Below are 24,329 nucleotides of genomic sequence, written 5' to 3'. Positions count from 1 at the left end.
CCCCCCGCCGCAGGCTGAGCCGCGGAGGTGGTGCACGTGCGCGCGAAGGACGCCGTGGGGCAGTACGGGGAACGGGTGGCGGCCCGGTGGCTGGTCGAGGCGGGCATGACCGTCCTGGACCGCAACTGGCGGTGCCGGCACGGGGAGATCGACGTGCTGGCGCGGGACGGCGACGACCTCGTCGTGTGCGAGGTCAAGACGCGGCGCAGCACGAGCGCGGGGACGGCGGTCGAGGCCGTCACCCCCGAGAAGCTGACCCGGCTGCAGGAGCTGGCCCAGGAGTGGCTCAAGGCGCACCCGGCCGTGACCCCCGCCGGCATCCGCTTCGACGTCGTGGCGGTCAGCCCCGCCGAGCGGGGCCCGGCCCGGGTCGAGCACCTGCGGGGCGTGCTCTGATGGCGCTCGCCCGTTCCCTCGCCGTCGGGCTCGTCGGTCTCGACGGGCACCTCGTCGAGGTCGAGGCGGACATCTCACCCGGCATCCCGGCCTTCGTGCTGGTCGGCCTGCCCGACGCGTCGCTGCACGAGGCCAAGGACCGCGTCCGGGCGGCGACGGCCAACTCCGGCTTCCCGCTGCCGGCGCAGCGGATCACCGTGAACCTCTCACCCGCGACCCTGCCGAAGACGGGGTCGGCGTTCGACCTCGCCGTGGCCGTCGCGACGCTCACGGCCGCCGGTGTCCTGCCGCCGGAGGCGTCCGCCGAGACGGTCCACCTCGGGGAGCTGGGCCTGGACGGCAGCGTGCGGGCCGTCGACGGGGTGCTGCCCGCGGTGCTGGCGGCCGCCCGCGCGGGGGTGCGCCGGGTCGTCGTGCCGGAGGCGACGGCCGAGGAGGCCGCGCTGGTCCCCGGCGTCGCGGTCCGCGGTGTGCGCTGGCTGGCCGAGCTGGTCGCGGACTACCGCGGTGACCCCCCGCTGGACCTGCCCGAGCCGCCGCGCGCCTTCGTCCCGCCCGAGCGGGTCAGCGCCGGGCGTCCGCTGGACCTCGCCGACGTCGTCGGCCAGACGGAAGCGCGCTTCGCCCTCGAGGTCGCGGCAGCGGGTGGACACCACCTGCTGATGAACGGGCCGCCCGGGGCGGGCAAGACGATGCTCGCCGCCCGCCTGCCCGGGCTGCTGCCGGACCTGGAGGAGGAGGCCGCCCTGGAGGTGACCGCCGTGCACTCCGTCGCCGGGACCCTGCGCGGCCGGCCGGGCACGGCCCTCATCACGCGCCCGCCGTACGAGGACCCGCACCACACCGCGTCGGTCGCCTCAGTCGTCGGCGGCGGCAGCGGGGTGCCGCGGCCCGGGGCGGTGTCCCGGGCCCACCGCGGGGTGCTGTTCCTCGACGAGGCGCCGGAGTTCGAGGCCCGCGTCCTGGACGCCCTGCGCCAGCCCCTGGAGCACGGCGAGCTCGTCCTGCACCGCGCCCGGGGCACGGCGCGCTACCCGGCGCGGTTCCAGCTCGTGCTGGCGGCCAACCCGTGCCCGTGCGGTCGCGCCGTCGGCAAGGGCCTGGACTGCACGTGCTCACCGCAGGCCCGGCGGCGGTACGCCGCCAAGCTCTCCGGCCCGCTGCTCGACCGCGTCGACGTGCAGCTGCAGGTGCAGGCCGTGACGCGCGCCGAGGTCGCCGAGGCGGCCGCGGGGGAGAGCACGACCGTCGTGGCGGCCCGGGTCGCGGCGGCGCGCGCGGTCCAGGGCGAGCGCCTGGGCCGGCACGGGGTGCGCACGAACGGGGAGCTCAAGGGTCCGCTCCTGCGGGGGCCGCTGCGCCTGGCTGCGGGCGTCACCCGCGACCTCGACCGGGCCCTGGAACGGGGTGTGCTGACGCTGCGCGGCGTGGACCGGGTGCTGCGGCTGGCCTGGACGGTGGCCGACCTGCGCGGGTCCGGGGCTCCGGACCGGGACGACGTCGGCCGTGCGCTCGCCCTGCGGGGGGCCCTCAGCGCGGCGGTGGCCGCGTGAGCCGCGCCCTGACGCAGGTCCCACCCGCCCTGCGCACCGCCCTGGAGGACGACCGGCTCGCCCGGGCGGCCTGGAGCCGCCTGGCCGAACCGGGGGACGTCGCCGCCGCCCGGCTGGTCGGCGAGGTCGGGGCGCCGCTGGCGCTCGAGGCCGTCGTGACCGGCCGGGGCCCGGAGCGGTGGCGCACCCGGCTGGCCGACGTCGACCCTGCGAGCGACGTCGCCGCGGTCCGTGCCGCGGGCGGGCGGCTCGTGGTGCCCGCCGACGAGGAGTGGCCGTCGGGCCTGGCCGACCTCGACGTCGACGCGACGGGGGAGCGGCCCCTGGGAGCGCCGTTCTGCCTGTGGGTGCGAGGCCCCGCGCGGCTGGCCGACGTCAGCGTCCGCAGCGCCGCGCTCGTCGGTTCGCGGGCCGCGACGGCGTACGGCCAGCACGTCGCGGCCGACCTCGCCGTCGGGCTGGCCGACCGGGGGTTCGCGGTGGTCAGCGGTGGTGCCTTCGGCATCGACGCGGCGGCCCACCGGGCCGCGGTGGCCGTCGGGGGGACGAGCGTGGCCGTCCTGGCCTGCGGGGTCGACCGCAGCTACCCGCCCGGCAACGCGGCGTTGCTGGCCCGCCTCGCCCAGTCCGGTGCGCTCGTCTCGGAGGTGCCGCCGGGCAGCACCCCGACGCGGTGGCGCTTCCTGGAGCGCAACCGGCTCATCGCCGCCCTCACCCGGGGCACGGTGGTCGTCGAGGCCGCCTGGCGCTCCGGCGCCCTGTCGACGGCGGACCGGGCCGAGCGGCTGCACCGCCCCGTCGGCGCCGTGCCCGGGCCGGTGACGTCACCGGCCTCGGCCGGGTGCCACCGCCTGCTGCGCGAGCGCGGAGCGGTCTGCGTCACGAGTGCGGAGGAGGCGGCCGAACTGCTCGGTGAGCTGGGGGCGGAGGAGGTGTCGGTCCCGGCGGTGGAGCGGCGTCCCTTCGACGGCCTCGACCGCGAGGAGCTGCGGGTGGCCGAGTGCCTGCCGCGCCGGGCGGGAGCGGACCTGGACGCGCTGGCCCGGGACAGCGGTCTGGACCCGGGAGCCGTCCAGGCCCTCCTCGGGCGCCTGGAGCTGTCCGGGCACGCGGTCCGGACCGGCGCGGGGTGGTCTCGCGCGCCGGGCGTCTGAGGCGGTCGGTGGAGCGGAAAACCAGTGGGACGTCCGGCGTGCGCTGCGTATCGTCGTCCCTCGTGCCTGGTGCGGAAACCGTTGCCGCGCAGGCCCTGAGCGCACCACGAGCAGACCACGAGCAGAGAGGTGGAGAAGGTGGAACGGCTGGGGAAGAAGCTGGTGAACTGGGCGTCCGTGCTGGAGGAGGGGACGCGCCGGCAGGCCCAGACCGCCGCCACGATGCCCTTCATCCACCCGCACATCGCGCTGATGCCCGACGCCCACCTCGGCAAGGGCGCGACCGTCGGGTCCGTCATCCCGACCGACGGGGCGATCATCCCGGCCGCGGTCGGGGTCGACATCGGCTGCGGCATGATCGCCGTCCGCACGCAGTTCACGGCCGCGGACCTCGCGGGCCGCGACCTGTCGGTCCTGCGGACGTCGATCGAGGCCGCGGTGCCGCTGTCGGCGGGTGCGGCCAACCGCGAGGTGTCGGCCACGGCCGCGCCGCGGGTGGCCGAGCTGGAGGCGCTCGAACCGGCCCGGGCCGCGTTCCGCGAACAGCTCGTCCCGCGCTGGCGGCTGGCCCTCGGGACGCTCGGTTCGGGCAACCACTTCATCGAGGTGTCCCTCGACGAGCTGGACCGGGTGTGGCTGTTCCTGCACTCCGGCTCGCGCGGTCCGGGCAACAAGCTGGCCACCCACCACATCGCCGTCGCGCAGCGGCTGTGCGCGCGGTGGTTCGTGCCGCTGCCCGACCGTGACCTCGCCTACCTCGTCGAGGGCACGGCCGAGTTCGACGAGTACCTCGCCGACCTGCAGTGGGCGCAGCACTTCGCGCTGCTCAACCGCGAGGAGATGATGGACCGGGTGGTCGCCCAGCTGGCCGGGTTCCTCGGGGCCGCCGTCGAGGAGGCGGAGCGGATCAACTGCCACCACAACTACACGACCCGGGAGCGGCACTTCGGCCGCGAGGTGTGGCTGTCCCGCAAGGGCGCCATCGCGGCCGACGCCGGGCGTCCCGGGCTCGTCCCGGGTTCGATGGGCACGGCCAGCTACGTCGTCGTCGGCAAGGGCGACGTCATGTCGCTGCACTCCTCCCCGCACGGTGCGGGGCGCGAGTACAGCCGGTCGGCGGCGCGCCGGACGTTCACCCACGAGCAGCTGCGGGAGGCCATGAAGGGCATCGAGTACCGGGACACGGACGCGTTCCTGGACGAGATCCCGGCCGCCTACAAGGACATCGACCGGGTGATGGCCGACGCGGCCGACCTGGTCGAGGTCCGGCACACGCTGCGTCAGGTGGTGAACGTCAAGGGCGACTGAGGCGTGGCCCCGGGGCGCCGTCCCGGGGAACCGTCGTCAGTGGCCGGCGGTGACGTACTGCTCGACGACCTCGGCGGGCACCCGGCCGCGGGAGTTGACGGGCACGCCGTTCTCGCGCGCCCACGCGCGGACCGCCCCGCTGTCGACCCCCGTGCCGGGGCCGTCGGCGGGGCGGCTCGCCCGGCGCCGGGGCGTCAGCGCCCGGCCGTGCTCCACGTAGAGGCTGAACGCGCGCCGCAGGGCGGCCGCGTTCTGGGCCGACAGGTCGATCTCGTACGGGACGCCGTCGAGGGCGAAGGCGACGGTCTCGACGGCGTCGGAGCCGTCGACGTCGTCGGTGAGCACCGAGTGCGTGCGCTGAACCACGGCGTGATCTTCGCACGGCCGGGACCGGGGTCCGGAACGGTCGCCGCGTGGCGGCTTGCGCGGCCGCGGGTCAGGCACGACGGTGCCGTGGTGGGACGAGACGTGAGTGGGCCGGGCGGGCCCCGGGGTGAGGACCTCGAGCAGGTGCTGGCCGCCTTCGCCACCCACCTGCGGGCCGAGCGCAACCACTCCGAGCACACGGTCCGGGCGTACCGCTCCGACGTCCGGGACCTGTTGACCTCGCTCGTCCCGGCCGCCGACGACGGCTCGCTCGACCTCGGGCTGCTCGGGCTGGCCGACCTGCGGGCCTGGCAGACGGCCGCGGCCGACGACCACCGCCGGTCCACCCTGGCCCGGCGCGCGGCGGCCGTGCGCACCTTCACGGCCTGGGCGCACCGTACGGGCCGGCTGGCCGAGGACCCGGGTCTGCGGCTGCGGGCCCCCAAGCGCTCCCGCGACCTGCCCCGCGTGCTGGCCCAGAGCCAGGTGCGGGCCGCTCTCGAGCCGGCGGTCGCGGCGCGCACCGACGCGTCCCCGGACCCGGTGGCGCTGCGGGACGGCGCCCTGCTGGAGCTCCTCTACGCCACCGGCTGCCGGGTCGCCGAGGTCGTGAGCCTGGACGTCGCGGACGTCGACGCCGGGCACCGCCAGGCGCGGGTGCTCGGGAAGGGGGACCGCGAGCGGGTCGTGCCCTTCGGCGAGCCGGCGCTGCGGGCGCTGGAGGCCTGGCTGGAGCGCGGACGCCCCGCCCTCGCCGTCGCGGGGTCCGGTGACGCGCTGTTCCTGGGGCTGCGGGGCGGCCGCATCGACCAGCGCCAGGTGCGCACCGTCGTCAACCGGGCGGTCGCCGCGGTTCCCGGTGCGCCGCACACGTCCCCGCACGGACTGCGGCACGCGGCCGCGACCCACATGCTCGACGGACGAGCTGACCTTCGTAGCGTACAGGAGTTGCTCGGTCACGCTACGCTGTCAACGACTCAGATCTACACACACGTCTCCGTGGAGCGGTTGCGGAGTTCTCACCGTCAGGCCCATCCCCGGGCCTGACGGACCGGGGGGAGGACCACGGTGGAACCAGGAGCGGCGCGGGAACGAGCCACCACGGCCCAGACCGAGCGCGGCTCCGGGCTGCGCGTGGTCGACGACGGGATGGAGCGCGGCATCGACGCCACCGGCACGGACCAGACGAGCACCTCGGAGGCGGCGGCCTCGGCGGACGGGGCGCAGACGGTCGAGGAGGTGCAGCCCGCGGGTCGCCCGCAGGCCAACGCCCGCTTCACCAGCCGCAAGGGCAAAGGGCCGCTGACGCCCGAGCAGGAGGCGGCCGAGGCCGCGCTGCGCGCCATGTGGGAGGACTTCAAGTCCACGGCGGACCCCTACGTCCGCGAGAAGCTGATCATGCACTACTCGCCGCTGGTCAAGTACGTGGCCGGGCGGGTCGGCGTCGGGCTGCCCCCCAACATCGAGCAGGCCGACCTGGTGTCCTACGGGATCTTCGGGCTCATCGACGCGATCGAGAAGTTCGACATCGAGCGCGCCATCAAGTTCGAGACCTACGCCATCTCGCGCATCCGCGGCGCCATCATCGACGAGCTGCGCGCCATCGACTGGATCCCCCGCTCGGTCCGCAGCAAGGCCCGCGAGGTGGAGCGCACGTACGCCAGCCTTGAGGGCGAACTGCACCGCACGCCGACCGAGGCCGAGGTCGCCGACCGCATGGGCATCGCCCTGTCGGACCTGCACCACATCTTCAGCCAGGTCTCCTACGTCAACGTCGTCGCGCTCGACGAGCTGCTCAGCGTCTCGGGGGAGAAGGGCGACAAGCTCTCCCTCGTCGACACCCTCGAGGACACCAAGGCCGAGGACCCCGTCGCGGCGTTCGAGAGCGAGGAGACGAAGTTCCTGCTGTCGCGGGCCATCAACCAGCTGCCCGAACGGGAGAAGATCGTCGTCACCCTGTACTACTACGAGGGCCTGACCCTGGCCGAGATCGGTCGCGTCCTCGGCGTCACCGAGTCGCGCATCTGCCAGATGCACACCAAGGCCGTCCTGCAGCTGCGCGGCAAGCTGTCCGACGCCGGCTGACGTCACGGCCGTCCCAGGGGGAGCAGGACCGGTGGCGTCCCCCGCAGCCGGGACAGCGGGTCGAGGTAGGTCTCGCCGCGGCGCAGCCCGAGGTGCAGGCACGCGGCGGGGCAGTGCAGGGGCTGCGCGGCGACCTTCCCGAGCGGCGACCCCGCCGTGACGGTCTGGCCCGGGCGCACGGCGGCGTCGAGGGGCTCGTACGTCGTGCGCAGCCCGTCCGGGTGCGCGACGACGACCACCCCGCGCCCGGCGACGGCGCCCGCGAACGTGACCTCGCCCGCCGCGACCGCGACCACCGGGCTCCCCACAGGGGCGGCCAGGTCCACGCCGCGGTGCCCGGCCTCGTAGCGCCCCACGTCGTCGAACGTGCGGACGACCCGGTGCGGGTCGACCGGCCACGTCCACGTCCGCGTGCTCACCCCGTCACGGGGTGCCGGTGCCTCCGGCGGCGCAGGTGGCGACGCGGGCACGCCGACGACGAGAGCCGTCGCGAGCCCCGCGACCGCGACGGACGCCAGACCGGCGGCGACTCCTGAACCCAGCACGGCGGCAGCCTGCCCCGGTCGGGCCCGCGGCGTCAGGCCATCGAGGCGCGGCTGTGGACGACCCGCTGCACCGGCGCCTGGGGAGCCCGGGACGACGCGGCGCCGGGTCGTGCACAGGCTGCGCAGACACGCAGGGCGCCGGGCGATCGCCCGCAGCGGTGGAGGAGCGGCCGTGGGAACACCCGTGGGTGTCCGCTCGACGTCGTGGGGGCGACGCGCGGGGGACACCCACGGCTCACTCCACGTCGGTGTCCCGACCGGTGTCCCGATGGGTGTCCCCGTGGGTGGTCCAAGGGCGTGGGACCGGACGTCGGACCGGACGTGGGACCCGTCGCGGTGCCCTAGCGCCGCACCCGACCGGCGCACTCGACGCACGTCGTGGCCCACGGCCGCGCGGCGAGGCGGCCGGGGGCGATCGGACGCCCGCACCGCTCGCACAGCCCGAAGCCCGGTTCCCCCAGCCGCCGCAGGGCCACGTCGAGCGCCGCCGACCGCTCCCGCACCTGCTCCAGCACGGCGGCGACCTGCTGCCGCTCGAAGGCCGTCGTGGAGCCCTCGGGGTCGTGCTCGTCGTCGGCGGTGCCCTCGGAGGCCGCCTCCAGGGCGCTCGCGAGCTCGCGCTCCAGCGCGGCGACCCGCTCGGTGGCCTCGGCCCGCTCCTCCTCCAGGACCCGCCGCAGGTCGGCGTGGTCCCCGGTGCTCACGGGCGCAGGGCCTGCAGGCGGTCGCAGGCCTGCAGGAGCACGGCGTCGGACTTGCAGAAGGTGAAGCGCACGAGAGCGGCGGTGGCCTCGGCGGCCGGTCCGCCGGGCTCGCAGAAGGCGCTGACCGGAACGCCGACGACGCCCGCGAGCTCGGGCAGGCGGCGGCACAGGTCCGTCCCGTCCTCGAAGCCCAGTGGGGTCGGGTCGGCGATCACGAAGTACGTCCCCGCCGGGGTGCGCACCCCGAAGCCGGCCGAGCGCAGGCCCTCGCCCAGCAGGTCCCGGCGCCGCTGCAGGTCGGCGGCCTGGTCGGCGAAGAACGCGTCGGGCAGGTCCAGGGCCCGGGCGACCGCGGGCTGGAAGGGGGCACCGTTGACGTAGGTGAGGAACTGCTTGACCGCCCGCACGGCCGCGACGAGGGGGGCGGGGCCGGTGACCCAGCCGACCTTCCAGCCGGTCACGGAGAACGTCTTGCCCGCCGAGGAGACGGTCAGCGTCCGCTCGGCCATGCCCGGCAGCGTGGCGATCGGCCGGTGCCGGTGCCCGTCGAAGACGAGGTGCTCGTACACCTCGTCGGTGACGACGACGGCGTCCTGCTCGACGGCCAGGCGGGCGACGAGGGCGAGCTCCTCCTCGGACAGGACGGTGCCCGTCGGGTTGTGCGGGGTGTTCAGCAGGACCAGGCGGGTCCGGTCGGAGAAGGCGTCGGCGAGGGCCGCGCGGTCCAGGGCGAAGCCGTCGGCGGTCGGCAGCAGCGGCACGGAGCGCTGGACGGCGCCCGCGAGGGCGATGAGCGCGGGGTAGGCGTCGTAGGCCGGTTCCAGCACGACGACCTCGTCACCCACCTCGCACAGCCCCAGCAGGGCGGCGGCCGTCGCTTCGCTGGCCCCGGCCGTCACCAGGACCTCGGTGCCGGGGTCGGGGCGCATCCCGTACCAGCGCTCCTGGTGCCGGCTCACGGCCTCGCGCAGCTCCGGCACACCGAGGCCCGGCGGGTACTGGTTCGCGCCCGAGCGGACGGCGGCGACGGCGTCGTCGAGGAGCGAGGCCGGCCCGTCGGAGTCCGGGAACCCCTGGCCGAGGTTCACGGCGCCCGTGCGCTGGGCCAGGGCCGACATCTCGGCGAAGACGGTGGGCCCGAAGCGCCGCATGCGCGCCACGCCGGGGCCCTGCCGGACGGTCGGGGAGGCGGTGCCGGAAGGGGTGGACGCGCCGCGGTCGAGACCAGTGCTCACGCGTCGTAGACTACGAGGGCACCCGGTGCGTCCTGCCTGCTCTCCCGCGGGCCGGTGACGTCCAGGGTGACATCGCGTTCCCGCTCTCCGCGTCCGGCGGAGGGGAGCACCCTCTCGGTCCACCGGGTCCTTCCCGGTGGTCGGGTGCGCACGGGAGCCAGGCGCGGCAGGCCGACCGGCCCGCTGCGGGACAACCGATCGGCCCCACGAGGGGGCCGGCACGAGGAGGACCACCCATGGCCGTCGTGACGATGCGCCAGCTGCTCGAGTCCGGTGTGCACTTCGGGCACCAGACCCGTCGCTGGAACCCGAAGATGAAGCGCTTCCTCTTCACGGAGCGCAACGGGATCTACATCATCGACCTGCAGCAGTCGCTGTCCTTCATCGACCGCGCGTACGACTTCGTCAAGGAGACCGTCGCCCACGGCGGCAGCATCCTGTTCATCGGGACGAAGAAGCAGGCTCAGGAGTCCATCGCCGAGCAGGCCCGTCGCGTGGGCATGCCCTACGTGAACCAGCGCTGGCTCGGCGGGATGCTCACCAACTTCTCGACCGTCTCCAAGCGGATCTCGCGCATGCGTGAGCTCGAGGAGGTCGACTTCGACGACGTGGCCGCCTCCGGCCTCACGAAGAAGGAGCTCCTCGTCCTGCGTCGCGAGTACGACAAGCTGACGAAGACGCTCGGCGGCATCCGCGACATGACCAAGGTCCCGTCCGCGGTGTGGATCGTCGACACCAACAAGGAGCACCTCGCGGTCGACGAGGCCAAGAAGCTCAACATCCCCGTCGTCGCGATCCTCGACTCCAACTGCGACCCGGACGACGTCGACTACCGGATCCCCGGCAACGACGACGCCATCCGCTCCGTCACGCTGCTGACGCGGGTCATCGCCGACGCGGTCGCCGACGGCCTGCAGGTGCGTCACGGCGGCAAGTCCGACACCGACGCCGAGCCGCTGGCCGCGTGGGAGCAGGACCTGCTGGCCGGCAACGAGGGCGAGCAGGCCGGTGGCTCGGAGTCGACCGCGACCGCCGAGGGCTCCACCGCCCCCGAGGCCGCCGAGGCGACCGCCGCCGAGGGCCAGCCGGCCGAGACCGCTGCCGCCGAGGGCGAGCCGGCCGAGGCCACCGCGCAGGCCTGACCTCCGTCAGGTACGACACAGGACGCCTGTGGTGACGCCCCGGGCCCACGGCCCGGGGCGTCCGTGCGTCCGCCCCCAGACCAGAAGTTCACGGAACGACGAGAGGACAGACCGTGGCCGCGTACACCGCCGCTGACGTCAAGGCCCTGCGCGAGAAGACCGGCGCCGGCATGCTCGACTGCAAGAACGCGCTCGTGGAGACCGACGGCGACGTCGAGAAGGCCATCGAGCTGCTGCGGATCAAGGGGCAGAAGGGCGTCGCCAAGCGCGCCGACCGCGACGCGTCGAACGGCCTCGTGGCCGTCCACGTCGACGGTGGCCTCGGCGTCATGGTCCAGGTCAACTGCGAGACCGACTTCGTCGCCAAGTCCGAGGGCTTCGTGACCCTGGCCAACCAGGTCCTCGCGCAGGCCGTCGCCGTCGGCGCGACCGACTCCGCCTCGCTGCTCGCCTCCGAGATGGACGGCAAGACCGTCCAGGTCGTCCTCGACGAGGCGAACGCGACGATGGGCGAGAAGATCCTCGTCCCCAACGTCGCGCGCATCGAGGGCACGCACGTCTCCGCGTACCTGCACCGCACCGCGACTGACCTGCCGCCGACCATCGGTGTCCTCGTCGCCCTCGACAAGGCCGACGACGCCCTCGGCAAGGACATCGCGATGCACACCGCCGCGATGAGTCCGACCTTCCTCACCCGCGACGAGGTCCCGGCCGAGAAGGTCGAGTCCGAGCGCCGCATCGCCGAGGAGACCGCGCGCGAGGAGAAGAAGCCCGAGGCCGCGCTGCCCAAGATCATCGAGGGTCGCGTCAACAGCTTCTTCAAGGACAACGTCCTGCTCGAGCAGCCGTTCGCCAAGGACCAGAAGGTCACGATCACCAAGCTGCTGGCCGACGCCGGCGCCCAGGTGACCGCCTTCGCGCGCTTCCGCGCGGGCGTCTGAGCGACACGCTCCACGGGGTGGGGGGACCACGGTCCCTCCACCCCGTTCGCACGTCCGGACCAGTCGCGACTCACCGAGCGTGACCTCCAGCACCCGACTGGGGCAGACTGCCCCAGACCTCAACAGACCTGCCAGATCCAGTGCGACCACCCGAGGAGCCACCGCGTGAGCGAGCCGAGCCTGACCGTCGACCTCGAGGCCGGGACCGTGCACCCCCGCCCCGCCTACCAGCGGGTGCTGCTCAAGCTCTCCGGTGAGTTCTTCGGCAACGGCCAGGTCGGCGTCGACCCCGACGTCATCGCGCAGGTGGCCCGCGAGATCGCCGGCCCCGTCAAGCAGGGCGTCCAGGTCGCCATCGTCGTCGGTGGCGGGAACTTCTTCCGCGGCGCGGAGCTGTCCCAGCGGGGCATGGAGCGCAGCCGCGCCGACTACATGGGCATGCTCGGCACCGTCATGAACGCCCTCGCGCTGCAGGACTTCCTCGAGCAGCAGGACGTCGCCACGCGCGTGCAGACGGCCATCACGATGGGCCAGGTCGCCGAGCCGTACATCCCGCGCCGCGCCATCCGGCACATGGAGAAGGGCCGCGTCGTCATCTTCGGCGCGGGCGCCGGCATGCCGTACTTCTCGACCGACACGGTCGCCGCGCAGCGGGCCCTGGAGGTCCGCGCCGACGCCGTCCTCATGGCCAAGAACGGCGTCGACGGCGTCTACACGGGGGACCCGCGCAAGGACCCGAGCGCCACCAAGATCGAGACGATCAGCTACGCCGAGGCGCTGCAGAAGAACCTGCGCGTCGTCGACACCACCGCCTTCAGCCTCTGCATGGACAACCGCCTGCCGATGATCGTGTTCGGCATGGAGGGCCAGGGCGTGGCCCGCGCCCTGCGGGGTGAGAGGATCGGCACGCAGGTGATCGCGGACTGAGGCCCCCGGGCCCGTCCGCGCGCTGCGGCACCGCGGAGGCGCAGGACGCGCCGGGACGAAGGACGAAGGGACCACCGTGATCGACGACACCCTCCTCGAGGCCGAGGAGAAGATGGAAAAGGCGGTCGAGGTCGCCAAGGAGGACTTCGGCGCCATCCGCACGGGGCGGGCCAACGCCGCGATGTTCCACAAGATCATGGTCGACTACTACGGCGCGCCGACCCCGCTGCAGCAGCTGGCGAGCTTCCAGATCCCCGAGGCACGCTCGGTGCTCATCACGCCCTTCGACCGCGGGGCCATGGGCGAGATCGAGAAGGCGCTGCGCAACTCCGACCTCGGCGTCAACCCGGGCAACGACGGCAACGTCATCCGCATCGTGCTGCCGCAGCTGACCGAGGAACGGCGCAAGGACTACATCAAGCTCGCCCGCTCCAAGGCCGAGGACGCCCGCGTCTCGCTGCGCAACGTGCGCCGTCGCGCCAAGGAGGAGCTCGACCGCATCGTCAAGGACGGCGAGGCCGGCGAGGACGAGGTCGGGCGCGCCGAGAAGGAGCTGGAGTCGGTGACGAAGAAGCACGTCGATGCCGTCGACGAGCTGCTGAAGAACAAGGAAACCGAGCTGCTGGCCGTCTGAGCGTGCCGGTGACCAGCGAGACGACGTCCACCGCCCGCCCGCCCCGGCGGGCGGGCCGCAACCTCCCCGCGGCCATCGGCATGGGCGTGGCGATGGGTGGGGTCCTGGTCGCCAGCCTCTTCGTGCGCCGGGAGGCCTTCGGCGTCCTGGTCTGCGTCGCCGTCCTGTACGGGACGGTCGAGATGGTCCGCGCCTTCCGGTCGCGGCACCTGCGCATCCCCGTCCTGCCGCCCGCGGTGGGCACCCTGGCGATGGTGCCGGGCGCCTACCTCGGCGGCGGGGAGACGCTCTTCGCGGCGTACGCCCTGACGGTCGCGGCCGTCGTCGTGTACCGCCTCGTCGACGACGGGGGTGACCACGGCTCACCCGTGCGCGTCCCGCCCGTGCGCGACGTCGCCGGCGGGATCTTCGTCGTCACCTACGGCCCGCTGCTGGCCGGCTTCGCGATGCTCATGCTCGCGGCGAGCGACGGTGCCTGGCGCGTCCTCGTCTTCGTCCTGCTCGTCGTCGCCAGCGACGTCGGCGGGTACGCGGCGGGCGTGCTCTTCGGCAAGCACCCCATGGCCCCGTCGGTCAGCCCGAAGAAGTCCTGGGAGGGCTCGGCCGGCTCGCTGGTCACCGGGATGGTCGCAGGGGCGTTGGCCCTGCCGCTCGCCCTCGGCGCGGCCTGGTGGCAGGGCGTCCTGCTGGGCGCCGTCACGGTCGTCGTGGCCATCGGCGGTGACCTGTCGGAGTCGATGCTCAAGCGCGACCTCGGCATCAAGGACATGGGGACCCTGCTGCCGGGGCACGGCGGCGTCATGGACCGGCTCGACTCGCTGCTGCCCGCGGCCCCCGTCGTGCACCTGCTGCTCCTGTGGTTCCTCGGGCCCTGACCCCCCGACCGCGGCGCCGTACCATGGGAGGCGATGTCCACTCCCACCCCCGTCTCCCCGGACCCTGCGACCGCGGGTCCCGGCCGGCCGCCGCGCGAGCCGCTCCCGCTGGCCCCCGCCGGTCCGGGCCAGCTCGTCATGTCCGCACCCCGCCGCGGCAAGCCCCCGCGCCACTTCGTCGACCTCGAACCCGCCGAGCGCGGGCCCGCGATGGTCGAGCTGGGGGAGAAGGCGTTCCGCGGCAAGCAGCTCGCCACGCACTGGTTCGAGCGGCTCGAGGACGACCCGGAGAGGATGACGGACCTGCCGGCGGCCAGCCGGTCCCGGATCGCTGACGCGTTGCTGCCGACGCTCCTGACGCCGATCCGCACCCTCACGGCCGACCAGGGCACCACGGTCAAGACGCTGTACCGCATGCACGACGGCGCGCTCGTCGAGTCGGTCCTCATGCGCTACAAGAACCGCGACACCCTGTGCATCTCCAGCCAGGCCGGCTGCGGCATGAACTGCCCGTTCTGCGCCACCGGGCAGGCCGGGCTGACGCGCAACCTGTCGACCGCCGAGATCGTCGAGCAGGTCACGGCCGCCTCGCGCGCCCTGGCCCGCGGCGAGGTCCCCGGCGGGGAGGGCCGCGTCGGCAACGTCGTCTTCATGGGCATGGGGGAGGCGCTGGCGAACTACAAGTCCGCCGTCGCCGCCGTCCGCCGGCTCACCCAGCCCGCCCCCGACGGCCTCGGCATCTCCGCGCGCGGCATCACGATGTCGACCGTCGGGCTCGTGCCGGCCATCGACAAGTTCGCGGCCGAGGGCATCCCGGCGACGCTGGCGCTGAGCCTGCACGCCCCCGACGACGAGCTGCGCAACGACCTCGTCCCGATCAACCAGCGCTGGAACGTCGCACAGGCCCTGGACGCGGCCCGCCGCTACTTCGAGTCGACCGGACGGCGCGTGAGCATCGAGTACGCGCTCATCCGCGACATCAACGACCAGGCCTGGCGCGCGGACCGCCTCGGCAAGCTGCTCAACGCCCGCGGGCGCGGCTGGGTGCACGTCAACCCGATCCCGCTGAACCCGACCCCGGGCTCGAAGTGGACCGCGAGCGACCCGGCCGTGGAGAAGGCGTTCGTCGCGGCGCTGGAGGCGCGGGGCATCCCGACCACCGTGCGCGACACCCGCGGCAGCGAGATCGACGGCGCCTGCGGTCAGCTCGCCGCGATCGGCCCCGAGCAGCCGACCGCGTGAGCACGCCGACGGTCCCGGTCGAGGAGCTCGTCCGCGAGCGCCCGGCCCGTGCGGGGGCGCTGCGACGGGGGTACAAGGTCGCCGACGTCGACCTCTTCCTCGACCACCTCGCGACGGCGCTGCCGGCCGGCCGGGTCGCCTCGGCCCAGGTGCGGGCCGTCGGGTTCGGGTCCCAGCTCGGGGGCTACGACGTGGCCGACACCGACGCGCTGCTGGCCGAGGTCGAGGACGCGCTGGCCCAGCGGGAGCGGTCGCACGCCCTGGCCCAGGACGACCAGCGGTCCTGGACCGACCGGCGCTCCGCGCTCGGCCAGGCCGTCGCGGGCCGCCTCAAGGAGCGTCGCGGGGAACGCTTCCCGCGGGCCCGGGGTCTGCGCCGCGGGTACCACCCCCGCGACGTCGACGACCTGTGCGAGCTGCTCGTGCAGCACTTCCGCGGGTCCCGCACCCTCACCGCCGACGACGTCCGGGACGCGCTGTTCCGCCCGCGCCGCGGGGCGCGCGGCTACCGCGAGGCGCCCGTGGACGCCTTCCTCGACCGCGTCGTGGAGCTGATGGTCAGCTACCGCTGACCCGCACTCACTCCCACGGCGGCACGGACCCCAGGACCCGGTCGACGGTGAAGACCACGACGACGCGGGCGGGGTTCTCCCGCGGCGTCCGGTAGCGACCGGCGTAGCGTTCCTCGGCGTCGCGGACGGAGGCCGGGTCGTCGAGCACCCGGCCGGGCCCCTCCAGCGACAGCCAGCGCCGGCCGTCGACCTGGGAGACCACGCACCGCGACCCGCGGGCCGCGTGGACGGCCTTGCGCGAGGTGCCCGAGGTGATGACCCGCACCTCCCGCGTGCCCGGGTCGAACGTGAAGCCGACGGGCACGACGTGCGGCGAGCCGTCGGCCCGCAGCGTCGTCAGCGTCGCCAGGTGCCGCTCGGCGAGGAACTCCAGGGCGGAGGCGGGGAGGTCTGCGGGGTCCAGGGCCACGGCGGGAGTCTGGCAGGCGGCGGCTCAGTCCGCGTGCGCGCGGGTCGTGACGAGCGCCAGCCACACCTCTGCCCGGTCCGTCGCGTCCTCCAGCGACACCCCGAGCAGGCGCTCGGCGCGGGACACCCGCTGCCGCAACGTGTTGCGGTGCACCCCGAGGGCGTCCGCGGCCGGTTGGCGGGCGCCGTGGTGCGCCAGGAAGACCTCCACGGTCCGGCGCAGCTCGGCGTCCTCCAGCGCGGCGAGGCGGCCGGCCGCCCACGCCTGGAGGTCCGCCGGGTCCAGCCGGTCCGGCAACGAGGACCCGTCGCCGTGCACCACGGGGCGTTGCGCCGACGTGCGGGCCCAGGCGGCGTCGGCGGCGCGGGGGGAGGCGTCGGCGAGCGGGACGGGGCGGCCGGTCCCGGCGCGCCCGGCCCAGCCCTGCAGCGCTGCGGCGACGGCGGCGGGGGAGCCCAGGGCGTGCCGCTCGCTGCTCGGCAGGTCCGGGGCGGCGGCACCGCTCCAGCGCACGACGACGACGGGGTCCGGCAGCTCCAGCCCGACCGCGCCGGCGAGCCGCCGGGCCAGGTCGGCCCGGCCGGTCAGGACGAGGTCGACGGCGCCGGCCGTGACGACGCGCGTCACGGTGTCGGTGTCGAGCACGGGGCGGGCCGTCAGGAGGTCCAGCAGCGCGGCCGCCGTGCCCACCGTGCCCTGCACGGCGCGCGGGACGTCGGGACCGCCCGCGACGAGCAGCCACCGGGTGGCCCCGCTGGCCCGGAGCGTCAGCGTCCCGGTCGCCGTGACCTCCGTCCACGCCGCCCGGGCCCCCTGGCCGCGCACCCGTCGCAAGCCCTGCAGCGCCGCCGCCGGGGGGGCCTGCGGCGACGTCGCCGCCAGGACGGCGCCCGCCGCGTCCAGCAGCCAGGCCGACCCCTGCACGGCCCGCGCCGTCCGGTGCAGCACCGCACGCGCCCCGTCCGGGCCCGCGGCCGCCGCCGCGAGGTCCCGGCCGGCGCGGGCGGCCGCGGCCTCGGCCTCGTTCTCGCTGCGCCGCAGCAGGTCCGCCAGACGCCGGGAGACCGCGATGAACGGCGTCGGCACGGGCACCTCGACGACGGCCAGCCCGGCCGCGGAGGCCGCGGTGACGAGCGTGCGGGGGACGGTGCGGTGCGACAGCCCCACCCCGAAGCCCACGCCGGCCGCGCCCGCGACCGCGAGCCGGCCCACCCAGCGCGCCCAGCCGTCGCGCGGCACCCGCAGACCCGTCGTCAGCAGCAGCTCCCCGCCTTCCAGGAAGGGCGTCGGGTCGTCGAGCTCGCTCGTGGCCACCCAGCGCACCGGGACGTCCGGATCGCCTCCGACGAGGCGCAGGTCGAGGGAGGCGGTCGAGAGGAGGTCGGCGAGCAGCACCACCCTGTCATGGTGCCGCACCCGGTGTCCGGTCTGCACCGTCGATGATCCCCAAGAGTGTGCGCGTCCGACACTGACGCTGGGGACGTGGACGCCTACCGTCGAACCATGACGATGCTCACCCCGGGGATCAGCCCGCAGGAGACCGCCGGCCCGACCACCACGCAGGGTGGTCCCTCGCTGCCGCAGGAGATCCGTCTCGTCACCGAGGTCCCCGGACCGCGCTCGACGGAGCTGGCCGCGCGCCGGTCCGCGGTCGTCTCGGCGGCCGTCGGCTCCTCCATGCCGTTCTTCGCCCAGGCGGCCGGCGGGGGCGTCGTCGTCGACGTCGACGGGAACTCCTTCGCCGACCTCGGCTCGGGCATCGCCGTCACCACCGTGGGCAACTCCGCCCCGGCCGTCGTCGAGGCCGTCACCGAGCAGGCCGCGCGGTTCACCCACACCTGCTTCATGATCACCCCCTACGACTCGTACGTGGAGCTCGCCGAGCGCCTCGCCGAGCTGACGCCCGGCGACTTCGCCAAGAAGAGCGCGTTCTTCACCTCCGGCGCCGAGGCCGTCGAGAACGCCGTGAAGATCGCCCGCGCCCACACCGGGCGCCAGGCCGTCGTCGTCTTCGACCACGCCTACCACGGCCGCACGAACCTCACGATGGCCATGACGGCGAAGAACATGCCGTACAAGAACGGGTTCGGGCCCTTCGCCCCCGAGGTCTACCGCGCCCCCCTGAGCTACCCCTTCCGCGACGGCCTCGACGGGCCGGCCGCCGCGGCGCGCGCCATCGCCGTCATGGAGAAGCAGGTCGGCGCGCAGAACCTCGCCGCGATCGTCATCGAACCGGTCCAGGGCGAGGGCGGGTTCATCGTCCCCGCGCCCGGGTTCCTGCCGGCCATCGCCGCCTGGGCCCGCGAGAACGGTGTCGTGTTCGTCGCCGACGAGGTCCAGACCGGCGTCGCGCGCACGGGCGCCTGGTTCGCCAGCGCTCTCGAGGGCGTCGAACCCGACCTCGTCACCATCGCCAAGGGCGTCGCCGGCGGTCTGCCCCTGTCGGCGGTCACGGGCCGCGCGGAGATCGTCGACGCCCCGGTCACGGGCGGTCTCGGCGGGACCTACGGCGGGAACCCCCTGGCCACCGCGGCGGCGCTCGCCGTCCTGCGGACCGTCGAGGACGAGGGCCTGATCGAGCGCGCCCGCCAGATCGAGGAGCTGCTGTTCCGCCGCCTGCGCGCCCTCGCCGACCGCGACCCGCGGGTCGGTGACGTCCGCGGCCGCGGCGCCATGGTCGCCGTGGAGCTCGTCAAGCCCGGCACCACCGAGCCGGACGCCGCCCTGGCCAAGTCGGTCGCGACGCAGGCCGCCCAGCGGGGCGTCATCGTCCTGACCTGCGGCACCGACGGGAACGTCCTGCGCTTCCTGCCGCCGCTGAGCATCGGTGACGCCCTCCTCGAGCAGGCCTTCGACGTCCTCGACGGCGTCTTCGCGGCCAGCTGACCTGCGCTGCACCACACCCCGGACGGACCCCACGAGAGGATCGCCGCCATGACCAGCACCACCACGAACCCCACCAGCGCCCGGGAGCAGGAACTCCTCGCGCGCGTCCCCACCGGCCTGTTCATCGGCGGGACCTGGCGCGAGGCCAGCGCAGGCGGGCGCATCGCCGTCGAGGACCCCGCGACCGGCCGGGCCCTCGTCGAGATCGCCGACGGCACGGTCGAGGACGGCGCGGCCGCGCTCGACGCCGCCGTCGCCGCGCAGGCCGGGTGGGCCCGCACGCCCACCCGGGAACGCGCCGAGATCCTGCGCCGCACGTTCGACCTCGTCGCCGCCCGCGCCGACGACTTCGCCCTCCTCATGACCCTGGAGATGGGCAAGCCCTTGGCCGAGGCCCGCGGCGAAGTGGCGTACGGGAACGAGTTCTTCCGCTGGTTCTCCGAAGAGGCCCCGCGCATCGCGGGTCGCTACTCCCAGAACCCCGTCGGAGGTTCGCGCCTGCTGACGATGAAGCAGCCCGTAGGCCCCGTGCTGGCGATCCTGCCGTGGAACTTCCCGCTCGCCATGGGGACCCGCAAGATCGCCCCCGCCCTCGCGGCCGGCTGCACCATCGTCGTCAAGCCCGCCACGCAGACCCCGCTGACGACGCTGCTGCTGGCGCAGGTCCTGGCCGAGGCCGGGGTTCCCGACGGCGTGGTCAACGTCGTCACGACCTCGACCACCGGCAAGGTCACGGCGCCCCTCATCGCCGACCCGCGGCTGCGCAAGCTGACGTTCACCGGGTCCACGCCCGTCGGCAAGAAGCTCGTCGAGCAGTCCGCCGAGCAGCTGCTGCGCATCTCCATGGAACTCGGCGGGAACGCCCCGTTCCTCGTCTTCGACGACGCCGACCTCGACAAGGCCGTCGACGGCGCGATGGCGGCCAAGATGCGGAACCAGGGCGAGGCGTGCACGGCCGCGAACCGGTTCTACGTCCAGCGCGGGATCGCGGAGGAGTTCTCCCGCCGCCTGGCCGAGCGGATGGGCTCGCTCGTCGTCGGGCGCGGGACCGAGGACGGCGCGCAGGTCGGGCCGCTCATCGACGCCCGGGCCCGCGACGACGTCGCCCAGCGCGTGACCGAGGCCGTCGACGCCGGGGCCCGGGTGCTCACCGGGGGCAGCGCCGTGGGCGAGGCGGGGTACTTCTACGCCCCGACCGTCGTCGTCGACGTCCCCGCCGACGCCCGCCTCCTGCGCGAGGAGACCTTCGGTCCCGTGGCGCCCGTCGTCGTCTTCGACACCGACGAGGAGGGCATCGCCCTGGCCAACGACACCGAGTACGGCCTCATCGCCTACGCCTTCACCCAGGGCCTGGAGCGCGGGATGCGCGTCGCCGAGGCGCTGGAGACCGGCATGGTCGGCCTCAACGCCGGGGTCGTCTCGAACGCCGCCGCCCCGTTCGGCGGGGTCAAGGCCAGCGGGTTCGGTCGCGAGGGCGGCCTGGAGGGCATCGAGGAGTACCTCGAGACGAAGTACGTGAACTTCCCGCTCTGAGGACGTCGCACGAGGAAGGGCCCCGCCGGAACTCCGGCGGGGCCCTTCCTGCGGGGGTGGTTCAGGCGTTGGCGGCCTGCGTGTAGACGTCGCGGACGACGCTGCCGAACCGCGGTCCGTAGAGCACCGAGGTGTTGTCGTCGTAGCTGAAGCTGGTGACGGACGTCACCGTGCCGGTGCCCGTCGCGGGGTCGAAGTCGTGCACCCAGGGGCCGCCGCTGGAGCCGCCGCCGAGGTCGCACAGGGTCGCGACGTCGGTCGTGGCGCCGGGGCCGTTGTCGGTGAACTGCGTGCCCGTGCAGTACTGGAGGGTGAACCCGTCGGCCGTCGTGCTGCGGCCCGGGTACCCGAGGACGGTCGTGCGCGCGAGCGGGGTGTCGAAGGCGATCCGGTTGGCGCCCACGGTGTCCTTGAGGGACTTGCCGCTGCGTGGGGTGACGAGGGCGAACCCCACGTCGTAGCTCAGCGCCGCCGACGACTGCTGGTCCGACGTGCGCCACTGCGTCGTCGTGAACGTCTGGCCGACCGCGAAGCGGCCCTGCGGTTCGCTGGCGCCGGCCAGCCCCGGGACGAAGATGAGGTTCTTGGAGTCCAGGCGGTTCTCGGTGACGCAGTGGCCCGCGGTGACGATGACGTTGCCCTTGGGGGAGTCGACGCTGCTCGCCGTGCACTCGTACTTGCCGGTCCCCTGGGTGAAGTAGAGGCGACCGACGGTCGGCAGCGCACCGCCCACCCAGTTCCGGGCGGTGCTGACGGCGTCCCCGGTGACGACGCCCGAGGCCGCGCGCCCCCCGCGCGGCAGGCTGGGAGCCTCCCCCTGGGCGACCGACGTCGACCGCGGCCGGGGCGCGGCGGCCGGGGGCTGGGGGACGCCGACGGCGGCGGCGGCGCCCGGGGCGCCCGCACCGCGGTTCGTGACGGTGCGGTCGAGGGGGGCGGCCTGGGCCAGCCGCTCGGCGGTCCAGTAGTCGAGCGCGGCCTGCTGGCCGGACGCGTCGACGGTCGAGAGCAGGGACACCCCGCCGCCCGGGGCCGCGCTGGCCGTCGTCGCGGCGAAGGTCGCGGCGCCACCGAGCGTGACGACGGCGGCCGAGGACGCGGCGATGAGCCTCCGCGTGAGGTGCGTGCGCATGGCGGGTGTCCCTCCCGAGTGGTCGTGCTGCCGGGGTCATCCTCGCCGATCCCGTGCAGATCTGCTGCAGGCCGCCCGTCACGGGGCGTGGCGGGCCCCGGGCGCGGGCCATGATGGACGCGTGAGCTCCTCCCGCACGCCCCGTCACGCCGCCGTCCCGACCGAGCGTCCCGGGGGCGTCCGGGACGTCGTCCTGCTCGGCAGCACGGGCTCCATCGGCACCCAGGCGCTCGACGTCGTCCGCGCGGCGGGAACGCAGGGGTCGGAGCCGCCGTTCCGGGTCGTCGCGCTGGCCGCCGGGGGCGCGGACGTCGCGACGCTGGCCCGCCAGGCCCTCGACCACGAGGTCGGCCTCGTGGGGGTGGCGCGCGAGGAGGCCCGCGGCCCGCTCGAGGAGGCGCTGCGCGCCCAGGCCGCCGGCCGGCCGTTGCCCCGCGTCGTCGCCGGACCGGACGCCGCGACGGAGGTCGCCGCGCACCCCTGCGACGTCGTCCTCAACGGCATGACGGGGTCGGTGGGGCTGCGGCCCACGCTGGCCGCCCTCGCCGCCGGCCGCACGCTCGCGCTGGCCAACAAGGAGTCCCTCGTCGCCGGTGGTCCGCTCGTGACGCGCGCGGCGGCCCCGGGTCAGGTCGTCCCGGTCGACTCCGAGCACTCCGCGCTCGCCCAGTGCCTGCGCGGCGGCGCCGCCGACGAGGTCGCCCGGCTCGTCCTGACCGCCAGCGGCGGGCCGTTCCGCGGCCGCACGCGCGCGCAGCTCGCCGACGTCACCCCCGAGCAGGCCCTGGCCCACCCGACGTGGTCGATGGGGCCGGTCGTCACGACGAACTCGGCGACCCTCGTCAACAAGGGGCTGGAGGTCATCGAGGCGTCCCTGCTGTTCGGCATCGGCTACGACCGGATCGACGTCGTCGTCCACCCGCAGTCCGTCGTGCACTCGATGGTCGAGTTCACCGACGGGTCGACCCTGGCCCAGTGCTCGCCACCGGACATGCGGCTGCCCATCGCGCTGGGGCTGTCCTGGCCGGACCGCGTGCCCGGTGCCGCGGCCGGGGTCGACTGGACCCGCGCCGCGAGCTGGACCTTCGAGCCCGTCGACGCGCAGGCGTTCCCGGCCCTGGACCTGGCCCGTGAGGCGGGCCGGCGTGGCTCGACCGTCCCGGCCGTCTTCAACGCCGCGAACGAGGAGTGCGTCGCCGCCTTCCACGCCGGGCGGCTGCCGTTCCTGGGCATCGTCGACACGCTCGCCCGCGTCGTCGCCGAGCACGAGCCCGCCGGGGAGCCGCGCGACGTCGAGGACGTGCTGGCCGCCGAGGACTGGGCCCGCGCCCGGGCGCGCGAGCTCACGGACGGGTCGTCGCGGTGAGCGAGGTCCTGCTCTGGGTGGTCGGCATCCTCGCCGCCGCCGTCGGCGTCGCGCTGTCCATCGCCCTGCACGAGGTCGGACACCTGTTGCCCGCCAAGCGGTTCGGCATCAAGGTCACGCAGTACATGGTCGGCTTCGGCCCCACGCTGTTCTCCCGCCGGCGGGGTGAGACCGAGTACGGCGTCAAGGCCGTCCCGCTCGGCGGATACATCCGGATGATCGGGATGTTCCCGCCCGGCCCGGACGGTCAGGTGCGCGCGTCGACCACCGGGCGCTGGGCGCTCATGGCCGAGGAGGCCCGGCAGGCCAGCTTCGTCGAGGTCGGGCCGGGGGAGGAGCACCGGACCTTCACGTCCAAGCCCGTGTGGCAGCGCATCGTCGTGATGTTCGGCGGGCCGTTCGTCAACCTGCTGCTGGCGCTCGTGCTGACGGCGATCGCGGCCAGCGCCATCGGCCAGCCGGGGTACGTCCCGCGCCTGTCGGCGGTCTCGCAGTGCGTCCTGCCCGCGGGCAGCACCGCCACGACCTGCGCGGCGGGGGACCCGGCCGCTCCCGGGGCCGCCGCGGGGCTGCGGCCCGGTGACGAGGTGGTCGAGTTCGACGGCGCCCCGGTCCGGAGCTGGAACGAGCTCTCGGCCGCCATCCGCGACCACGGCGGTCGTGCCGTCGACCTCGTCGTCCTGCGCGACGGGCAGCGCGTGCCGCTGACGGTCACGCCCGTCTCGACGCGGCGCGAGGCCGTCGACGCGAACGGCCGGCCCACGGGTGGGACGGAGGAGGTCGGGTTCCTCGGCGTGTCCCCCTCCATCGCGGTCGTGCGCATCGGCCTCGAGGAGGTGCCGGGGGTCGTCGGGCAGCAGGTCGAGAGCGTGGCCGGGATCGTCGTCCGGCTGCCGCAGCGGCTCTACGACGTCGCCCAGGCCGCGTTCGGGTCGGCACCGCGCGACCCCGAGGGCCCCATCGGCGTCGTGGGCATCGGCCGGCTCGCGGGCGAGATGAACGCCCTGCCGGCCGTCATCCCCGGCGACGAGCTGGCCGAGCGGACGTCGCGGCTGGTCTCGCTGCTCGCCGGCCTCAACGTCGCGCTCTTCGTCTTCAACCTCATCCCGCTGCTGCCGTTCGACGGCGGTCACATCGCCGGTGCGCTGTGGGAGGTCGTGAAGAAGGGGATCTACCGGCTGCGCCGCCGGCCAGACCCCGGACCGGTGGACGTGGCCAAGGCCATGCCCGTCGCCTACGGCGTCTCCATCCTGCTCGTGGGGATGAGCGTGCTGCTGCTGTACGCGGACATCGTCAGACCGGTGACGCTGAACCAGTGAGGGTC

24 protein-coding genes are annotated in these 24,329 nt (G+C 74.8%); 17 read left to right on the top strand and 7 right to left on the bottom strand.

Translation table 11 applies throughout. From position 1 onward, the window contains the following. Positions 1 to 27 precede the first annotated feature (27 nt). The 4 genes from ACFEMC_RS12545 to ACFEMC_RS12530 all read left to right on the top strand — a co-directional run bounded on the left by ACFEMC_RS12545 (position 28) and on the right by ACFEMC_RS12530 (position 4,411). Positions 28 to 396 carry a YraN family protein gene (locus tag ACFEMC_RS12545; protein ID WP_380169946.1) on the top strand — a complete coding sequence of 123 codons (369 nt, stop codon included), beginning with the start codon at positions 28 to 30 and terminating at the stop codon, positions 394 to 396. Continuing rightward, positions 396 to 1,949: a YifB family Mg chelatase-like AAA ATPase gene (locus ACFEMC_RS12540; protein WP_380169945.1), complete on the top strand. Its 1,554-nt coding sequence runs from the start codon at positions 396 to 398 to the stop codon at positions 1,947 to 1,949. The genes ACFEMC_RS12545 and ACFEMC_RS12540 overlap by 1 nt, the downstream gene beginning before the upstream one ends. Beyond that, entirely contained in the window at positions 1,946 to 3,103 is a 1,158-nt protein-coding gene (gene dprA / locus ACFEMC_RS12535; protein ID WP_380169944.1) for a DNA-processing protein DprA, read from the top strand. Before ACFEMC_RS12540 ends, dprA begins: the two co-directional genes overlap by 4 nt. Before the next feature lie 138 nt (positions 3,104 to 3,241). Next, positions 3,242 to 4,411, top strand: coding sequence for an RtcB family protein (locus tag ACFEMC_RS12530; RefSeq protein WP_380169943.1), 1,170 nt, complete (start codon positions 3,242 to 3,244; stop codon positions 4,409 to 4,411). A 36-nt stretch (positions 4,412 to 4,447) separates the two neighbouring features. Here the strand turns inward: ACFEMC_RS12530 and ACFEMC_RS12525 are convergent, their stop codons facing one another. Next, a complete protein-coding gene (locus ACFEMC_RS12525; RefSeq protein ID WP_380169942.1) occupies positions 4,448 to 4,777 on the bottom strand; it encodes an Lsr2 family protein in 330 nt (109 codons plus the stop codon). A gap of 90 nt (positions 4,778 to 4,867) precedes the next feature. Here ACFEMC_RS12525 and ACFEMC_RS12520 point away from each other — a divergent pair, with 90 nt between their 5' ends. Next, complete coding sequence (locus ACFEMC_RS12520) at positions 4,868 to 5,824, top strand: tyrosine recombinase XerC (RefSeq protein ID WP_380169941.1); 957 nt, start codon at positions 4,868 to 4,870, stop codon at positions 5,822 to 5,824. A 102-nt stretch (positions 5,825 to 5,926) separates the two neighbouring features. Beyond that, positions 5,927 to 6,862, top strand: coding sequence for an RNA polymerase sigma factor WhiG (gene whiG / locus ACFEMC_RS12515; RefSeq protein ID WP_380176758.1), 936 nt, complete (start codon positions 5,927 to 5,929; stop codon positions 6,860 to 6,862). A 2-nt stretch (positions 6,863 to 6,864) separates the two neighbouring features. Here the strand turns inward: whiG and ACFEMC_RS12510 are convergent, their stop codons facing one another. From ACFEMC_RS12510 to ACFEMC_RS12500, 3 genes are all read right to left on the bottom strand, one after another. Continuing rightward, the gene (locus ACFEMC_RS12510) at positions 6,865 to 7,407 is read right to left on the bottom strand and encodes a murein hydrolase activator EnvC family protein (protein WP_380169940.1); all 543 of its coding nucleotides are present in this window, start codon (positions 7,405 to 7,407) and stop codon (positions 6,865 to 6,867) included. A gap of 341 nt (positions 7,408 to 7,748) precedes the next feature. After that, complete coding sequence (locus ACFEMC_RS12505) at positions 7,749 to 8,111, bottom strand: TraR/DksA family transcriptional regulator (protein ID WP_380169939.1); 363 nt, start codon at positions 8,109 to 8,111, stop codon at positions 7,749 to 7,751. Then, positions 8,108 to 9,346, bottom strand: a complete 1,239-nt coding sequence (locus ACFEMC_RS12500; protein ID WP_380169938.1) for a pyridoxal phosphate-dependent aminotransferase — start codon at positions 9,344 to 9,346, stop codon at positions 8,108 to 8,110. The genes ACFEMC_RS12505 and ACFEMC_RS12500 overlap by 4 nt, the downstream gene beginning before the upstream one ends. Positions 9,347 to 9,582: 236 nt before the next feature. Here ACFEMC_RS12500 and rpsB point away from each other — a divergent pair, with 236 nt between their 5' ends. The 7 genes from rpsB (at position 9,583) to ACFEMC_RS12465 (ending at position 15,679) form a co-directional block, all read left to right on the top strand. Beyond that, complete coding sequence (gene rpsB, locus ACFEMC_RS12495) at positions 9,583 to 10,488, top strand: 30S ribosomal protein S2 (RefSeq protein WP_367637665.1); 906 nt, start codon at positions 9,583 to 9,585, stop codon at positions 10,486 to 10,488. A 113-nt stretch (positions 10,489 to 10,601) separates the two neighbouring features. Next, complete coding sequence (gene tsf, locus ACFEMC_RS12490) at positions 10,602 to 11,429, top strand: translation elongation factor Ts (RefSeq protein WP_367637664.1); 828 nt, start codon at positions 10,602 to 10,604, stop codon at positions 11,427 to 11,429. Positions 11,430 to 11,594: 165 nt separating this feature from the next. Then, positions 11,595 to 12,356 carry a UMP kinase gene (gene pyrH / locus ACFEMC_RS12485; RefSeq protein ID WP_380169937.1) on the top strand — a complete coding sequence of 254 codons (762 nt, stop codon included), beginning with the start codon at positions 11,595 to 11,597 and terminating at the stop codon, positions 12,354 to 12,356. A 76-nt stretch (positions 12,357 to 12,432) separates the two neighbouring features. Beyond that, positions 12,433 to 12,990 carry a ribosome recycling factor gene (frr, locus tag ACFEMC_RS12480; protein ID WP_380169936.1) on the top strand — a complete coding sequence of 186 codons (558 nt, stop codon included), beginning with the start codon at positions 12,433 to 12,435 and terminating at the stop codon, positions 12,988 to 12,990. An 8-nt stretch (positions 12,991 to 12,998) separates the two neighbouring features. Next, positions 12,999 to 13,865, top strand: a complete 867-nt coding sequence (locus ACFEMC_RS12475) for a phosphatidate cytidylyltransferase (protein WP_380169935.1) — start codon at positions 12,999 to 13,001, stop codon at positions 13,863 to 13,865. Positions 13,866 to 13,898: 33 nt separating this feature from the next. After that, a complete protein-coding gene (gene rlmN / locus ACFEMC_RS12470) occupies positions 13,899 to 15,107 on the top strand; it encodes a 23S rRNA (adenine(2503)-C(2))-methyltransferase RlmN (RefSeq protein WP_380169934.1) in 1,209 nt (402 codons plus the stop codon). Further along, positions 15,104 to 15,679, top strand: coding sequence for a DivIVA domain-containing protein (locus tag ACFEMC_RS12465; protein WP_380169933.1), 576 nt, complete (start codon positions 15,104 to 15,106; stop codon positions 15,677 to 15,679). The genes rlmN and ACFEMC_RS12465 overlap by 4 nt, the downstream gene beginning before the upstream one ends. Before the next feature lie 7 nt (positions 15,680 to 15,686). Here ACFEMC_RS12465 and ACFEMC_RS12460 read toward each other — a convergent pair whose 3' ends face one another. Next, positions 15,687 to 16,088, bottom strand: coding sequence for a TIGR03618 family F420-dependent PPOX class oxidoreductase (locus ACFEMC_RS12460; RefSeq protein WP_367637659.1), 402 nt, complete (start codon positions 16,086 to 16,088; stop codon positions 15,687 to 15,689). A gap of 24 nt (positions 16,089 to 16,112) precedes the next feature. Next, on the bottom strand, positions 16,113 to 17,486 hold the full coding sequence (locus ACFEMC_RS12455) for a PucR family transcriptional regulator ligand-binding domain-containing protein (protein WP_380169932.1): 1,374 nt from the start codon (positions 17,484 to 17,486) through the stop codon (positions 16,113 to 16,115). 105 nt (positions 17,487 to 17,591) lie between these two features. Between ACFEMC_RS12455 and gabT the strand changes: the two genes are divergently transcribed. After that, a complete protein-coding gene (gene gabT / locus ACFEMC_RS12450; RefSeq protein ID WP_380169931.1) occupies positions 17,592 to 18,974 on the top strand; it encodes a 4-aminobutyrate--2-oxoglutarate transaminase in 1,383 nt (460 codons plus the stop codon). Between the two features lie 48 nt (positions 18,975 to 19,022). Next, positions 19,023 to 20,507: an NAD-dependent succinate-semialdehyde dehydrogenase gene (locus ACFEMC_RS12445; protein WP_380169930.1), complete on the top strand. Its 1,485-nt coding sequence runs from the start codon at positions 19,023 to 19,025 to the stop codon at positions 20,505 to 20,507. A 61-nt stretch (positions 20,508 to 20,568) separates the two neighbouring features. Here ACFEMC_RS12445 and ACFEMC_RS12440 read toward each other — a convergent pair whose 3' ends face one another. Continuing rightward, positions 20,569 to 21,639: a trypsin-like serine peptidase gene (locus ACFEMC_RS12440; RefSeq protein ID WP_380169929.1), complete on the bottom strand. Its 1,071-nt coding sequence runs from the start codon at positions 21,637 to 21,639 to the stop codon at positions 20,569 to 20,571. Positions 21,640 to 21,760: 121 nt separating this feature from the next. Here ACFEMC_RS12440 and dxr point away from each other — a divergent pair, with 121 nt between their 5' ends. Next, positions 21,761 to 23,005: a 1-deoxy-D-xylulose-5-phosphate reductoisomerase gene (gene dxr / locus ACFEMC_RS12435; RefSeq protein ID WP_380169928.1), complete on the top strand. Its 1,245-nt coding sequence runs from the start codon at positions 21,761 to 21,763 to the stop codon at positions 23,003 to 23,005. Further along, the gene (locus ACFEMC_RS12430) at positions 23,002 to 24,324 is read left to right on the top strand and encodes a M50 family metallopeptidase (protein WP_380169927.1); all 1,323 of its coding nucleotides are present in this window, start codon (positions 23,002 to 23,004) and stop codon (positions 24,322 to 24,324) included. Before dxr ends, ACFEMC_RS12430 begins: the two co-directional genes overlap by 4 nt. Positions 24,325 to 24,329 lie beyond the last annotated feature (5 nt).

Origin of the sequence: Kineococcus sp. DHX-1 (assembly GCF_042473625.1) — a bacterium.
Taxonomy (GTDB): domain Bacteria; phylum Actinomycetota; class Actinomycetes; order Actinomycetales; family Kineococcaceae; genus Kineococcus.
Note: the sequence above shows the minus strand (reverse complement) of the source record. Positions and strands in the feature narration are given on the sequence as shown.